The organism is Fructilactobacillus sp. X8R4C1 (assembly GCF_059900905.1).
This window is the reverse complement of sequence record NZ_JBWXVJ010000003.1, coordinates 20,742-35,180: the sequence shown is the minus strand read 5'-3', so window position 1 is coordinate 35,180 and position 14,439 is coordinate 20,742. Positions and strand designations below refer to the sequence as shown.

Annotated in this window: 17 protein-coding genes and 1 other annotated feature; of the genes, 3 read left to right on the top strand and 14 right to left on the bottom strand. The window is 38.7% G+C overall.

The window, feature by feature from the left end; genetic code table 11:
* Positions 1 to 27 precede the first annotated feature (27 nt).
* Both tadA and AC6UDA_RS05030 read right to left on the bottom strand, forming a co-directional pair.
* Entirely contained in the window at positions 28 to 489 is a 462-nt protein-coding gene (gene tadA / locus AC6UDA_RS05035) for a tRNA adenosine(34) deaminase TadA (protein ID WP_500711164.1), read from the bottom strand.
* A complete protein-coding gene (locus AC6UDA_RS05030) occupies positions 482 to 1,096 on the bottom strand; it encodes a class I SAM-dependent methyltransferase (RefSeq protein WP_500696804.1) in 615 nt (204 codons plus the stop codon). Before AC6UDA_RS05030 ends, tadA begins: the two co-directional genes overlap by 8 nt.
* A 159-nt stretch (positions 1,097 to 1,255) precedes the next feature.
* On the opposite strand from AC6UDA_RS05030, the gene nrdH reads away from it, so the two are divergent.
* The 3 genes from nrdH (at position 1,256) to nrdF (ending at position 4,756) form a co-directional block, all read left to right on the top strand.
* Entirely contained in the window at positions 1,256 to 1,486 is a 231-nt protein-coding gene (gene nrdH / locus AC6UDA_RS05025) for a glutaredoxin-like protein NrdH (protein WP_500694469.1), read from the top strand.
* Positions 1,487 to 1,565: 79 nt separating this feature from the next.
* Positions 1,566 to 3,731: a class 1b ribonucleoside-diphosphate reductase subunit alpha gene (nrdE, locus tag AC6UDA_RS05020; RefSeq protein WP_500711162.1), complete on the top strand. Its 2,166-nt coding sequence runs from the start codon at positions 1,566 to 1,568 to the stop codon at positions 3,729 to 3,731.
* A gap of 17 nt (positions 3,732 to 3,748) precedes the next feature.
* The gene (gene nrdF, locus AC6UDA_RS05015) at positions 3,749 to 4,756 is read left to right on the top strand and encodes a class 1b ribonucleoside-diphosphate reductase subunit beta (RefSeq protein WP_500694471.1); all 1,008 of its coding nucleotides are present in this window, start codon (positions 3,749 to 3,751) and stop codon (positions 4,754 to 4,756) included.
* A gap of 48 nt (positions 4,757 to 4,804) precedes the next feature.
* Here the strand turns inward: nrdF and mprF are convergent, their stop codons facing one another.
* The 12 genes from mprF to cysS all read right to left on the bottom strand — a co-directional run bounded on the left by mprF (position 4,805) and on the right by cysS (position 14,381).
* Entirely contained in the window at positions 4,805 to 7,366 is a 2,562-nt protein-coding gene (mprF, locus tag AC6UDA_RS05010) for a bifunctional lysylphosphatidylglycerol flippase/synthetase MprF (RefSeq protein ID WP_500711324.1), read from the bottom strand.
* A 148-nt stretch (positions 7,367 to 7,514) separates the two neighbouring features.
* Complete coding sequence (gene rplL / locus AC6UDA_RS05005) at positions 7,515 to 7,880, bottom strand: 50S ribosomal protein L7/L12 (RefSeq protein WP_500694473.1); 366 nt, start codon at positions 7,878 to 7,880, stop codon at positions 7,515 to 7,517.
* Between the two features lie 38 nt (positions 7,881 to 7,918).
* Positions 7,919 to 8,437, bottom strand: a complete 519-nt coding sequence (gene rplJ, locus AC6UDA_RS05000; protein WP_500694474.1) for a 50S ribosomal protein L10 — start codon at positions 8,435 to 8,437, stop codon at positions 7,919 to 7,921.
* 26 nt (positions 8,438 to 8,463) lie between these two features.
* Positions 8,464 to 8,580: a sequence feature (ribosomal protein L10 leader region), on the bottom strand.
* 56 nt (positions 8,581 to 8,636) lie between these two features.
* Positions 8,637 to 9,329: a 50S ribosomal protein L1 gene (gene rplA / locus AC6UDA_RS04995; RefSeq protein ID WP_500696148.1), complete on the bottom strand. Its 693-nt coding sequence runs from the start codon at positions 9,327 to 9,329 to the stop codon at positions 8,637 to 8,639.
* 91 nt (positions 9,330 to 9,420) lie between these two features.
* Complete coding sequence (gene rplK, locus AC6UDA_RS04990; protein ID WP_010021774.1) at positions 9,421 to 9,846, bottom strand: 50S ribosomal protein L11; 426 nt, start codon at positions 9,844 to 9,846, stop codon at positions 9,421 to 9,423.
* A gap of 124 nt (positions 9,847 to 9,970) precedes the next feature.
* Positions 9,971 to 10,531: a transcription termination/antitermination protein NusG gene (gene nusG / locus AC6UDA_RS04985; protein WP_500711160.1), complete on the bottom strand. Its 561-nt coding sequence runs from the start codon at positions 10,529 to 10,531 to the stop codon at positions 9,971 to 9,973.
* Positions 10,532 to 10,633: 102 nt separating this feature from the next.
* The gene (secE, locus tag AC6UDA_RS04980; protein ID WP_500694477.1) at positions 10,634 to 10,813 is read right to left on the bottom strand and encodes a preprotein translocase subunit SecE; all 180 of its coding nucleotides are present in this window, start codon (positions 10,811 to 10,813) and stop codon (positions 10,634 to 10,636) included.
* A 14-nt stretch (positions 10,814 to 10,827) separates the two neighbouring features.
* On the bottom strand, positions 10,828 to 10,977 hold the full coding sequence (gene rpmG, locus AC6UDA_RS04975; RefSeq protein WP_500694478.1) for a 50S ribosomal protein L33: 150 nt from the start codon (positions 10,975 to 10,977) through the stop codon (positions 10,828 to 10,830).
* A 48-nt stretch (positions 10,978 to 11,025) separates the two neighbouring features.
* The gene (locus AC6UDA_RS04970) at positions 11,026 to 11,607 is read right to left on the bottom strand and encodes a sigma-70 family RNA polymerase sigma factor (RefSeq protein WP_500711158.1); all 582 of its coding nucleotides are present in this window, start codon (positions 11,605 to 11,607) and stop codon (positions 11,026 to 11,028) included.
* 192 nt (positions 11,608 to 11,799) lie between these two features.
* A complete protein-coding gene (gene rlmB, locus AC6UDA_RS04965; protein ID WP_500711156.1) occupies positions 11,800 to 12,552 on the bottom strand; it encodes a 23S rRNA (guanosine(2251)-2'-O)-methyltransferase RlmB in 753 nt (250 codons plus the stop codon).
* Positions 12,542 to 12,967: a Mini-ribonuclease 3 gene (locus tag AC6UDA_RS04960; RefSeq protein WP_500711154.1), complete on the bottom strand. Its 426-nt coding sequence runs from the start codon at positions 12,965 to 12,967 to the stop codon at positions 12,542 to 12,544. The genes rlmB and AC6UDA_RS04960 overlap by 11 nt, the downstream gene beginning before the upstream one ends.
* Before the next feature lie 4 nt (positions 12,968 to 12,971).
* Entirely contained in the window at positions 12,972 to 14,381 is a 1,410-nt protein-coding gene (gene cysS / locus AC6UDA_RS04955; protein ID WP_500711152.1) for a cysteine--tRNA ligase, read from the bottom strand.
* Between the last annotated feature and the right edge of the window lie 58 nt (positions 14,382 to 14,439).

The window sequence follows — 14,439 nt, the reverse complement described above, 5'->3', positions numbered from 1 at the left end:
CGAAAAATCCACAAATGTCTAGGAATATTACCGTGATTTGCGTTTATCTTTAAAGAATTTCTTCATCATATTACCAGATTGGGTGGCTTTCAATCCACTTGTCACTTGAACCTGATGGTTTTGTCTTGAATCATTCAGGGTATGATAAAGACTTTCAACGGCTCCTGCTTTTTCATTTTTTGCTCCATATACTAATCTTTTAATCCTAGTATTAATAATCGCACCAGCACACATTAAACAGGGTTCAACCGTCACGTACATCTCACAATCATTTAAACGCCAACTTTTTAAATTGATACACGCTTCTTCAATCGCAATGATTTCAGCATGCTCGGTTCCAATCTCCGTGTGTTCACGCAGATTATGTCCCCTTCCAACAATTTGACCGTCCTTAACGATCACTGCTCCAATCGGCACCTCCCCAATGACGTAAGCATGATTAGCTTCATTTAAAGCTTGGTCCATAAAATACGCATCATTTTCATTCATTTACGACTTCCTTTCTGCTCTTTAAAATGTAATATCCCTTATCCCGTTTAACGATTTGCACGTTACCAAAAACCTTATTCATTAACTTTTTAGCCGAAGGCGCTCCCTGTTTCTTTTGTAAAACAACCGTTAATGTTCCATCATTAATTAAGTGATTGTAAGAACCTGTAATCATTTCATCGACAACTTTTTTTCCGGCACGAACGGGCGGATTAGTTATAATGCCCGCATACTTTTGGGAAATATTCTGGTACCCATCAGAAGCAAAAATATCTACGTTATCAATCTGATTGAGATCTGCATTCTGTTTAGCCAGTTTTAATGCTAAATTATTGACGTCTACCATAGTAAAATGCCGTTCTGGATTTGTCTTGGCCAAAAACAGACCAATCGGGCCGTAACCACATCCCATGTCTAAGATTGCTCCCTGAGGCATTTCATTAACATCGACATTATTAATCAAAACCCGCGAACCATAATCCACGGTATTTTTAGAAAACACACCGTTGTCTGTCACAAAACTTAGCGTGGTTTTAAGTAAAGAAAAGTTCCAATGTTTTTCCTCATGTTTAACATCAGGATTTGCGGTATAATAAAAGTCGTTCAAAATTAATCACATCCTAAAAAAATAATATTTAAACCATAAACACTATATATAGCGTCTAATTCCTATCAATTTCACTATATATGGTGTTTTTTTCTGTTGAAAATTTCACTTTTTGAGAGTAAACTCATCAAGTGAAAGATATCAAGGAGATGAAACAAAATGAAAAAAATTACTGTATTTACCAAGAACAATTGTATCCAATGCAAGATGACAAAACGTTTCCTTAGCGAACACAACGTTGACTTCGTTGAAAAAAACACATCCGAAAATCCGGAATACGTCGCTTACCTGAAGGGTGAAGGCTTTCAAGCTGTTCCAGTTGTTGAGAGTCAAGCACTTGAAGCATTTAGTGGGTTTCAACCTGACCAATTAAAGAAACTAGTTGGTTAAATTTTTCATATTTATAGTATAATACAAAACCAACGTTTCAGATATTTCGTACGACACGATTAAGGGAGAGTAATCCAATATGTCTTTAAAAGATTTGCACGATGTTACGTATTACGAACTAAATAATGAAATTAATATCCCTGTCGATGGCAGAATCCAATTGGAAAAAGATCAGGAGGCTTTAAAAGCCTTTTTCAAAGAAAACGTTAATCCAAATACCGTTAAGTTTGATTCTTTAAAAGATCGTTTTGATTATCTAATTAAGCATAATTACATTGAAGAGGATTTTGTAAATAAATATCCCTTTTCATTCATTGAAAAATTATACAAGTATTTGGAAAAACAAGATTTTCACTTCAAATCATTTATGGCTGCATACAAGTTTTATGCTCAATACGCCATGAAAACTGATGACAATTCCATGTACTTAGAAAGCTACATAGACAGAACCGCAATGAACGCCTTGTTTCTTGCTGATGGCGATCAAAAGCTTGCCATGGATCTTGCTGATGAATTAATTCATCAACGCTTTCAACCAGCCACTCCAACTTTTTTAAATGCTGGAAAGAAACGCAGGGGTGAGTTGATTTCGTGTTTTCTACTTCAAACCACCGATAACATGAATACCATCGGTCGTACCATTAATTCGGCCCTTCAATTATCCAAAATCGGTGGTGGAGTTGGGATCAACCTTTCTAACCTTAGAGCGGCCGGCGACCCTATTAAACACATTCAAGGAGCAGCCAGCGGCGTTCTTCCAGTAATGAAGTTACTAGAGGATAGTTTTACCTATTCTAATCAATTAGGCCAAAGAAACGGTGCTGGGGTTGTTTATTTAAGTGTCTTCCATCCCGACATCATCGAGTTCTTAGGGGTTAAAAAGGAAAATGCCGACGAAAAAATTCGGGTTAACACTCTTTCCCTGGGAGTAGTTGTCCCAGATAAATTCTATGAACTAGCTAAAAACAATGAAGATATGTACTTATTTAGTCCGTACGACGTTGAACGTGAGTATGGCGTTCCCTTTTCTTACGTCGATATCACTAAAGAATACGACAACATGGTCAACAACAAGAATATTCGCAAAAAGAAGATCAGGGCACGTGAACTAGAGACAGAAATTGGTAAGTTACAACAAGAGTCCGGCTACCCATACATTATCAATATCGACACCGCCAATCGTGACAATCCAGTTGATGGCAAAATCGTCATGAGTAACTTATGTACTGAAATTATGCAAGTCCAAACCCCATCAATTGTTGATGATGAACAAAATTACGAACAGCTTGGAACCGATGTTTCTTGTAATTTAGGGTCAACGAACGTTGTCAATTTGATGGCTTCTCCTGACTTCGGTAAATCAGTCGAAGCCATGGTCAAAGCTCTAACTTTTGTGACCGATCATTCATCAATTAACGTTGTTCCATCAGTCAGACGTGGCAATGAATTAAGTCACTCAATTGGTTTAGGAGCTATGGGTCTTCACTCTTATTTTGCTAAAAATCATATGTATTATGGTTCAAAAGAATCCATTGAATTTACCAGCACCTATTTCATGTTATTAAATTACTGGACCTTAAAGGCCTCAAATCAAATGGCCAAGGATCGCGGTAAGGTCTTTCATAACTTCGACAAGAGTAAGTACGCTGACGGTTCTTATTTTGATCAATACGTAAATAAAAGTTGGGCGCCAACTTCCAAAAAAGTCAAGTCATTGTTTGATGGCGTCTTTATTCCAACTGAAAAAGATTGGGAAGATTTAAAGAAGTCAATCATGGAATATGGTTTGTACCATCAAAACCGAATGGCAGTTGCTCCAAACGGTTCCACTGCTTACATCGGTGATGCTACCGCTAGTCTGCATCCGATTGTTCAAAAAATTGAAGCCAGACAAGAGTCCAAAATCGGGACAATTTACTATCCGGCCCCCTACCTTTCTAATGACACCATTCCTTACTACGAGTCAGCTTACGACACGGACATGCGAAGGGTGATTGACGTTTACGCCGCCGCTCAAAAACACGTCGATCAGGGAATGAGTTTGACTCTCTTCATGCGCTCAACCATTCCTGAAAGGCTATACGAATGGAAAGACGGTCGAAGTAACAAAATGTCCACCAGAGATTTAACGATCCTTCGTAATTACGCCTACAAAAAGGGAATTAAATCGCTCTATTATGTTCGGACATTTACCGACGACAACACTGAAGTTGGTGCTAACGAGTGTGAAAGCTGTGTAATTTAATCTTTAGGAGGGAATTTATGGACATTAATAAAGTTTTAACCGGAAAGTTACAGGGAAACTACAAGGCCATTAATTGGAATTCCATTGGCGACGAGATTGATAAAGCCACCTGGGAAAAACTAACCGAACAGTTCTGGCTTGATACCAGAATTCCTTTGTCAAATGATTTAAAGGATTGGCGTTCGCTTGACGATGATCATAAATGGATTGTTGGTCACGTTTTTGGTGGCTTAACTTTACTGGATACCTTACAGTCTCAAGACGGAATGGCCGCCCTTAGAAATGATGCTGTTACCCAACATGAAATTGCGGTTTTAAATAACATTCAGTTTATGGAATCCGTTCACGCCAAAAGCTATTCATCCATTTTTTCAACTTTAAACACCCCTGATGAAATTGATGAAATCTTTCATTGGAGTGATACAGAAGAATTCCTCCAAAACAAAACGAAAAAGATCTATTCGTTATACCATGACGATGGTCATCCATTAAAAAAGAAAATTTCTAGTGTGTTCCTTGAAACTTTTCTTTTTTACTCTGGATTCTATACTCCCATCTGGTACCTCGGTCATAACGAGCTTCCAAACGTTGCTGAAATCATTAAATTAATTATTCGTGACGAATCGGTCCACGGAACATACATTGGCTATAAATTCCAAGTTCAGTTCAACCAATTAGGTGAAAATGAACAAAATGATTTAAAGGATTGGATGTATAACTTCTTGTACGACCTTTATCAAAATGAGGAAAAGTACACCCATTTGCTTTACGACCAAGTGGGATGGTCTGAAGATGTTTTAACTTTCATTAGATATAACGCCAATAAGGCCCTCATGAATCTAGGACAAGATCCAATGTTCCCTGATACTGAAGCAGACGTTAACCCAATCGTTATGAACGGAATCTCCACCGCTACGGTCAATCATGACTTCTTCTCCCAAGTCGGTAACGGTTATCGACTTGGTAACGTTGAAGCAATGAGCGATTCCGACTACGATATTGGTAATAAAAAGAACCCAAAATAATTGTTCAACTAAAAAAGAGGTTTCAGAATTAATTCTGAAACCTCTTTTTTATGGCATATTTTCTTCAACATTTTCAATCGTGGGACGTTCACTAACCACCGATAAGAGCTGTAGCATCGTGAATACCAATGAATTATCCTTACGGTATACGAAGTACTTAGACACCCAGTTATCGACGTATTTCTGCTTATAAGACCGCAATCCTTGAAAGCTATAGAACGCATCACCATACTGATAAATTAAGTGAGCAATTTTTTCGTTAATAAAACTAAATTTTGATTCACCCACATTAGCTAGGGGTGCCATTCCTAAGTTAAACCACTTGTAACCCTCATCCTTTGAATACCTGAAGAGATGAATGAAGATTCCATCCATAATTCCAGACGGAGCATCATTTCCCGACCGCATTAAGTCAACCGAAGTCATCACTCGATCACCCGTTGGCATGATGTTAGCAAAAGCTACAATCGCATCATTTTTATCGCGAATGACCGCAATTGGAGCCTGGTTTAAGTAATATGGATCAAAGAAGCCCAGAGAGAAGCCCTTTTCATCACGTCCATTGAGCCACTCATCAGAAATTCGTTTAAATTCACCCATCTGTTCTTTAGAAAATGGTGGATCTAAAACCTCAAAACGATAGCCTTCCCGATCGAACTTGTGCATTAACGCCCGTTCACCTCGATGTCGCTTACCGGTAAGGGAAAAGTCCGTTAAATCAACGTGACCTTCCTCTCCAGCTTTAATAAAATCAAAGCCTTTTTCGTGAAGTAACATTGTTAGTGATTCTCCAACTTCGTAAAATACCAGTGAGAAATCAGCTTTGTCAGCATCACTCATGAATTGGTCAATCGCTGGATCTAATTTATCCTGATTTCCAATTGGTTCACCCATCACAATTAACTTATTTGCCTTCTGTTTATACATGAAAATGACTTCGTCTTCACTATCTTCAGCATAGAAGTAAACCTTTTTATCACGCAAGAAGACTAAGTGACTAACTTCGTTTCCACCAAATTTGCGAATAACATTGCGAATTCTAACTTCATCAAAGGATTGATTCAACCATGGGATGCGAGCGTATGTTAAGTACTTGTACAACATAAACAGGATAATAAAGGCAATGATAATGCCCACAAATCCGGTTAACCAGACCTGTTCAGATGGCAAAAGATACACATTCATCATTTTGACGGGAGCGTGACTACTAGACAAGTTATGATTACTCATGTAGATTCCGATGATGGAATACATTAAGAAAGTACCAATGAAAATGATGCCGTCAAAAATTGCATTTCCCCACGAGTACGTGAGTTTTTGCCGATACATGCCCTTTCTTGATAACCACAAACAAATAATGATAAATCCTAACAGTAACGTTAATTTTAGTGGAAAGTCCTCTTTCCACAGGGTGTTAGCAATGGCAAACAACAAAATGATAACGGTCGGCCAAAAAGCTTTGTGGACTCTTGATCCTACCCCACGTGCTAATCCAATCAATAAAATCCCAATAATCACGTTCGACAACTGTCCTAAAAAGAACAGCGTGTATGGTGCCAGTGATAAATAGAGTGGATTAACAAGAGCCAAATTAGGAATAGTCGCATACAAAATCATCATGATTCCCGAAAAGTACATAAAAATCGTAATGATCAGCTGGGCCGACCTATGAACAATCGTTTTCGGAATATCATCCAGAAAATTGTTAATTCGTGCTCCCATTTCGTGGAAAAAGAGAAAGGCCCCCACGAAAAACGGGAGAAAATAGTAGAAAATTCGGTACAACAGCACCCATACGGCAGCAATTGTCGGTGACACCCCAAGTAAACTCAGGCTACCAATCATCATCGTATCAAATGACCCAAGACCACCTGGCAGCATTGAGACAACCCCAAATACGTTGGCAATAATAAAAATGGGAAAAACGTCCCAAAGATTAACATTAATCTTCATGAAGTATCCAATAATTAAAAACAACATGGCACAGCTCCCCCATTCGAGGCAGGAACCGAGGATCAGTTGAAACTCCCGTTTTAAGGTTAAATCACTAAAAAACTCAGAATTACTGAATCTGGTAAATAGGAAAATCACTGGAAAATAAACTCCCCCACCTACTAACCAAATCCAATCCTTTGCGTACTGAGATCCAATTCCAAATCCAAAGATCAAAACTAACGAAACCAAACAATAGGTGGAAAGTCCTGCCAGTAAGAACAAGGCAATCTTAGAAATGGCATATAATACCTGTTTCTTACTAGCATTTTTACTGTAAAACATCGCTCTCAAACTGGCCCCAAGAAAGCCACCAAACCCAGCAATATTGGTAAATGTGTTAACAATCCACCCGCTCTTGACGATGTAGGACGGTTTAAACTTGCCTGGCAGAAACTCCGTAATGGTAAAATCATATATTAACATTGGTAACACAGCCACAAATCCTAAAATCGTTAAAATAATTAACGTCGTTGGTGACTGTGAGGCAAGGCTCGCTCGCATTTCCTTTCCATTAATCTCAGAAAGCACGTGGGTCGCCTCGTAAACAACAAACACAAGGACCAGGGTGACAAAAATCCCCTTAATCCAGGCAGAATATTTGTTATAGAAATCCATAACTTTATTAAACGCTTTTTTCAATTGTTAACCCCCAAAAAATCGGCTAACTTCATTCTCTCAATTTTTATGACATAAAACAACTTTATTTAAACAATATTAAGGCAAAAAAAAGAACGTGCTTTTGCACGTTCTTTTTAGTCATCGACTACTTAAGAGTTACAGTAGCACCAACGGCTTCAAGCTTGTCCTTGATGTCGTTAGCATCTGATTCTGAAGCGCCTTCTTTAATAGCTTTAGGAGCGCCATCAACTAAGTCCTTAGCGTCTTTCAAACCAAGACCAGTGATATCTCTAACTGCCTTGATAACCTTAATCTTTTCTTGACCTGCTTCAGTAAGTTCAACGTCGTATGAATCCTTAGCAGCACCTTCACCACCAGCAGCACCTGCAGCTGCAACTGGAGCAGCAGCAGAAACATCAAATTCATCTTCGATTGACTTAACCAAGTCGTTTAAATCAGTGATTGAAGCTTCTTTTAATTGAGCAATAATATTATCTTTATCAAAAGCCATTTTAATTTCCTCCTATTAGGACATTTAATCTATTTTTATTAAGCTGCATCACTATCGTCACCATTGTCATCTTTATCAACAACGGCATTAACAGCATAAGCAACCTTACGGATAGGATCTTTCAAGATGTTAGCAAGAGTTGAAAGCAATTCTTCACGGCTTGGTAGAGCAGCAAATTCATTGATTTCATCAAGTGAAGCGATCTTCCCTTCGATAATTCCACCCTTGATTTCAAGTTCAGGATTATCATCAGCGAAGTTCTTCAAAATCTTGGCTGGAGCAACTGGGTCTTCATCAGAAAATGCAATAGCAGTAGGTCCAACAAAAGTATCTTTCAAATCCTTAACGTCTGCTTTATCAGCAGCACGCTCTAAAATTTTATTTTTAATAACACTCATTGAGACATCATTATCACGCAATTGTTTACGTAAATCAGTATCTTGAGCAACACTTAAGCCTCGGTAATCAACAACAATTGCTGATACAGCTTTTTGAAATTGGTCAGCAACTTCATCAACCTTTTTGGCTTTAGTATCAATAACTTCTTTTTTTGGCATATTATTTCACCTCCCAATGTATTTTGGGACTTAATAAAAAATCCCTATGTTCGCCAAAACATAGAGAAAGAGTGTATTACTCCTCGGCAGGCATCATTAAGGTCAAAAACCACCTGAGTCTTAGGCGAATCATATTCAACTAATAATCTATCATAATGATAAAAATTAGTCAATCAGGGATTATTTAATTAGTCAGTAACTAAAATGATTCAGGATCAACTGAGACACCAGGTCCCATTGTTGATGAAACTGAAATGTTACTAATGTAAGTTCCACGAACAGATGCTGGACGATTCTTAACAATCACATCGTTGATGGTGTTAAGGTTTTCGGCCAACTTGTCTGCGTCAAATGAATCTTTACCGATTGAAACTGCGACATTTCCATCACGATCAGTTCTGTAAGTAACCTTACCGGCCTTAGCATCAGAAACCGCTTTTGAAACATCCATGGTAACAGTTCCAGTCTTAGGGTTTGGCATTAATCCCTTAGGTCCAAGAACACGACCTAAACGACCAACTTGAGCCATCATGTCAGGAGTAGCAATTGCGACATCAAAGTCGAGCCATCCGTCTTGAATTTTTTGAGCTAAGTCGTCATCACCGACAAAATCGGCACCAGCGTTCTTAGCGTCTTGAGCCTTTTCACCCTTGGCAAATACTACAACTGTCTGATCCTTACCAGTACCATTAGGTAAAACCACGGCACCACGTAATTGTTGATCAGCTTGTTTAGTATCAACGTTTAATTTATAAACAACTCTGATAGTGTCATCAAAGTTTACTGAATCTAATTTTTGAACTAATTCTACAGCATCTTGAGCAGCGTATTTTTTACTCTTGTCAATTTGCTTTGAAGCATCTTCGTACTTCTTACCTCTCTTACGAGCCATTGTGTCTTCCTCCTTGCAATTGTGGTTATAACGGAATTTCCTCCCACTAGCACATTATCTTTCGACATTGTGCTGTCCGGGCATAGTGAAATTAACCTTCAACAGTGAATCCCATACTACGTGCCGTACCTTCAACCATGCGCATAGCTGCTTCTACATCAGCTGCGTTTAGATCTTGCATTTTAGTTTCGGCAATTTGCTTAACTTGGTCTTTGGTAACTTTTGCGACCTTGTTAGTGTTAGGTTCACCGGAACCGTGTTCAACACCAGCGGCTTTCTTTAATAGGACAGCAGCTGGAGGGGTCTTGGTTACAAAGTCAAATGAACGATCTTCGTAAACAGTAATCACAACTGGAATCAGCATTCCTGCTTGATCAGCAGTACGTGCATTAAATTCCTTAGTGAATCCCATAATATTAATTCCAGCTTGACCTAAAGCAGGTCCAACTGGAGGAGCGGGTGTTGCTTTACCCGCAGGTATTTGTAGTTTAACTACATTAGCTACTTTTTTAGCCACGAGACATACCTCCTTAAGTCCGTGTGTGGTAAATGAAGATCAAAATTTCTTCTCCCACGTTAATTTATGCAATACGCATACTAGTTAAATATACCACGTTTATTGAAACGTGACAATGAATATTTTACTCAGAATCGGCTTCTAGGGGCTTAACTTGGTCAAATTCCAGTTCAGTACTAGTCTCTCTACCAAACATGTCAATATTAACCTTGAGTTTACCCTTAGTGTTGTCAATCTCAGTGATCTTGCCAGAAAGTCCCTTAAAGGCCCCTTCAACGATGGTTACCGTATCACCAACGTGGCTATTCAATGGCTTAACTCGCTTCTTTACTCCAATTGTTGACATAACATTTTCAACCTCTTCAGGTAATAACGGGTTCGGCTTTGAACCTTGACCGTGAGAACCAATAAATCCGGTCACTCCGGGAGTATTTCTAACGACGTACCAAGCTCTATCAGTCATTACCATTTGAACCAGCACGTATCCTGGAAAAGTCTTGTTCATAACCACTTTTTCTTTACCGTTTTTAACTTCGTGTTCTTCAGTTTCTGGAACAACGATGTCAAAAATATAGTCTTCCATTCCCATGGATTCTTTTCTAGATTCAAGATTCATTTTAACTTTGTTTTCATAGCCAGAGTACGTATGTAGTACATACCATTGCTTTTCTGCAGTCTCTACCACAATGATTATCTCCTTTAACTTAAAGCAAAATAAAAAAACCTCGCGTAAACGAAGTTCTTATCATCAAGTTAACTATAACAGAAATTATCACACTAATCTAGTTTAGGCTAGTAACTTCAAAATGGTTTGAATTGCCCAATCAATTACACCAAGAAAGATTGCAAAAAAGATGGTCGTCCAGATAACGATTGAAGTATCGGTTCTCGTTTGCTTAGCGTTCGGCCAAACAACCACCTTCATCTCTGCAATAACGCTCTTAAAAAAGTTCCATAATCGTTTCATGTAAAATTCCCCTCTTAACGAGTTTCTCGGTGCAACGTATATTTTCCACAATGCTTACAAAATTTCTTTACTTCCAATCGTTTGACGCGATTCGGATTGCTGGAAATGGTGTAGTTTCTTGAACCACATACAGAACAAGCTAATGCTACCTTTTTCTGTGCCATAAGCTGCACCTCCTTAATAACTAACTAATCGTATCATCAATTTCAACGTTAGTCAATTTTATTAAATCTATAGTACTTCTGCCGACAACGTGCGATCGCATTTTTCAACTTCACAACATTCATATCAGAAACCTGGGCCATTTTTTCAAACGAATAATTCTCAAGCGAACGAATAATCACCATTCTCTCCACTACCGAACTCCTTTTCATTAAGCCTTGTAAATTCTCATACGTTGAAAGAACTCGTTCTGGACTGGCAGCATGAATATCGGCAATGGTATCAGAATAAAATTGAAAATACGCACTAAGAGAAGCTTTTTTAGAATCGGGCACGCGCTTTTGAGCTCGCTTTTTTCTTAAAATATCATATAAGCGGTTTTTTAAGTTAACTTTATAGTAACTGCCAAAGGTAACCTTACGACTGGCATCATACCTAATAATTGTTCGACTAAGCACAATGGCCGCTTCCTGTTTCCAATCTGAGAGTTCCATACCTGATAAGTAGAAATCGTTCCACAACTTTAGATAAATTGGCGCATATTTTTTAAACAATTTGATGAAACCGACGTCGTTCTTTTTTGCATCCTCAACCATTTCTAATTCTTTAGCCCGTTTCTCTTCTTTATTCATCAATTGGCCCTCCTCTTAATCAATTAATTAACACTTAGTATCGTATCGAAACGAGTTGAGCTCAAACAAGCGAACAAACGTTCGATATGTGATATTATCTGCTAACCAATTTTTAATATCGAATTTACGATATTAAACGGCCCAATAAAAAAGAACAATGTGCTGGCATTGTTCTTTAGTTCAGTCATTTCATTATAAAGGATGGCGCGAGTTAAAACCTTGATACATAACTAATCCGGCAGCAACCGAAGCATTCAAGCTCTGAATATCCCCCACCATTGGAATGGTAAGTGTTTCATCAACCTGTTTTTTAAGTAAAGGCGAAATCCCCTTGCCTTCACTGCCAACGATAAGAGCACTCGGACTTTTAGCATCCCAGCGCCGATAATCAGTTCCTTTCATATCAGTACCAAAGACCCACAACCCACGTTCTTTTAATTCTTTAACGGTGTTGACCAAGTTAGTTACTCTGGCGACCGGAACACGTTCAATTGCCCCCGCAGAGGTTTTCGCTACCGTTGATGTTAATCCAACAGCACGACGCTTGGGAATGATCACCCCATGGACGCCGGCAGCATCTGCGGTTCTAATAATTGACCCCAAATTATGAGGATCGGCAATGTTATCCAGAACAATGAAGTATGGTGGTTCACCCTTTGATTCAGCATTTTTAAATAAATCATCAATCGATGCATAATTAAAGGATGCAATTGATAACATGACTCCCTGATGATTCTGGTGGTCTGACATCAAGTCTAACTTTTGCTTTGGTACCTTAGAAATTACTAAATGACGACCCTTGGCCAAACGAATAACCGCCTTAATGGTGTCATCTTCTTGACTGACTCCATTTTGTAAAAACACCTTGTTAATTTCTTGATTTTCACTTCGCAGTGCTGAGACTGCTGGGTGTCTTCCAATAATAAAATCTTCATTATCTCTCATACTTAACCCTCCCAGAATCAACTTGATCAATGCACCACTGCGCCAATTCATCAAGTCTTTTACTTTGGCCACTAAGAGACAGGAAACCAAAGAGGGCTTCAAAGCCAGTGGAAATCCGATAAGTAACAACACTCGTATTCTTAGCGTGAGTGTAGCTCTTGGCGTTACGTCCCCGTTTAAAAAAGTACTCTTCTTCATCACTTAAGATTGCATCCTGACTCATCAAAGCGATCAATCCAGCCTGAGCCTTGGCTGACACATACTTAGTAGCAAAATGCTGCAATTGATTTGGCCTAGCGATACCCTCATCAATCAAATGCCGTCTTACGTATACCTCATAAACCGCATCACCTAAATAAGCTAGTACAATACCATTTAACTGTCGATATTGGATATTATCGTCCGCTTCACTCATTAAACTAATTTTCCCTTCTGAATCGGGTTCCCTGTGGTGTGTCTTCTAAAATAATGCCCTTATTTTTTAATTCATCCCGAATTTCATCACTTCTAGCAAACTGCTTGTTAGCTCGCGCATCGTTTCTTTGCTTAATTAATTTCTTAACTTTGTCGTCATTTAACTCACTACTTTGTAGTTTAATCCCAAAGATAGCAGATAACTGTTCTAACCGTTTCATAAGTAACTTGATCGAATCCTTAAAAACCACTGGTCGTTCCGCATAAACGTTTCCAAGCTTAGCCAACTCATAGACCTTGGCAATCCCATTTTGAACGTTAAAGTCATCATCCATGGCATCTTGAAAATCAGCCTGAATTTGACGAATCTCTTGATCTAATTTCGGATCGTTATAAGGATCAGCGTCTTTTAACCGATAGTTCAAATTATCGTAAGCCGTCTGTATTTTTTGCAGATTAGTAGCAGCTTCATCAACTCCCTGCTGGCTAAAACGAATTGGACGGCGATACTGAGTGGTCGAAATGAGAAAACGCAGGGCTTGAGGATTATCTTTCTTAAGCAAATCATGAACCGTAACAAAGTTCCCTTTAGATTTGCTCATCTTCTCGTCTTCATCACCGACGGTCACAAAACCATTGTGAAGCCAGTAATTAACAAACTTTTGACCCGTTTTGGCCTCGCTCTGTGCCCGTTCATTTTCATGATGAGGGAACTCTAAATCAATCCCACCACCGTGAATGTCAAAGGTGTTACCAAGGTACTTAGTTGACATTACCGAGCACTCAATGTGCCAACCGGGACGGCCTTTTCCCCACGGAGAATCCCAGGAAATTTCGTCTGGTTTAGCTTTTTTCCAAAGTGCAAAATCAATCGGGTCTTCTTTTTGGGCTAATTCTTCACTTGAAACGTGCTCACTTGCACCACTCTCAAGGTCATCGATGTTTTCGTGTCCTAGTAAGCCATAAGATTTAAACCTACGAGCCCGATAGTAAACCGTCCCGTCAACATTATAAGCATACCCTTTTTCAATTAAGTCAGAAACAAAGGCAATAATTTCCTTAATGTTATCCGTGGCACGAGGATTAACGGTCGCAGGTTGCACGTTTAACGCCTTCGTATCTTCCATAAAAGCCTTAATGTATTTATCGGCTAATTTAGAAACCGTGGTTCCCTCTTTTTTGGCTTCGTTAATCATTTTATCATCAACATCGGTAAAATTAGACACGTAATTCACCTTATAACCACAATATTCAAGATAACGACGAATGGTATCAAATGCCACCACACTTCGCGCATTGCCAATGTGAATATAGTTATAAACAGTTGGACCACAGACATACATGTTAACCACACCGGGTGTGATTGGTTCAAACTTTTCTTTTTCATTTGTAAGTGAATTATAAACTTTTAACATGTCCAACCTCCTAATGATTGTTCAATATTAACCCTTCAGTTCATTATGAACTAGACCA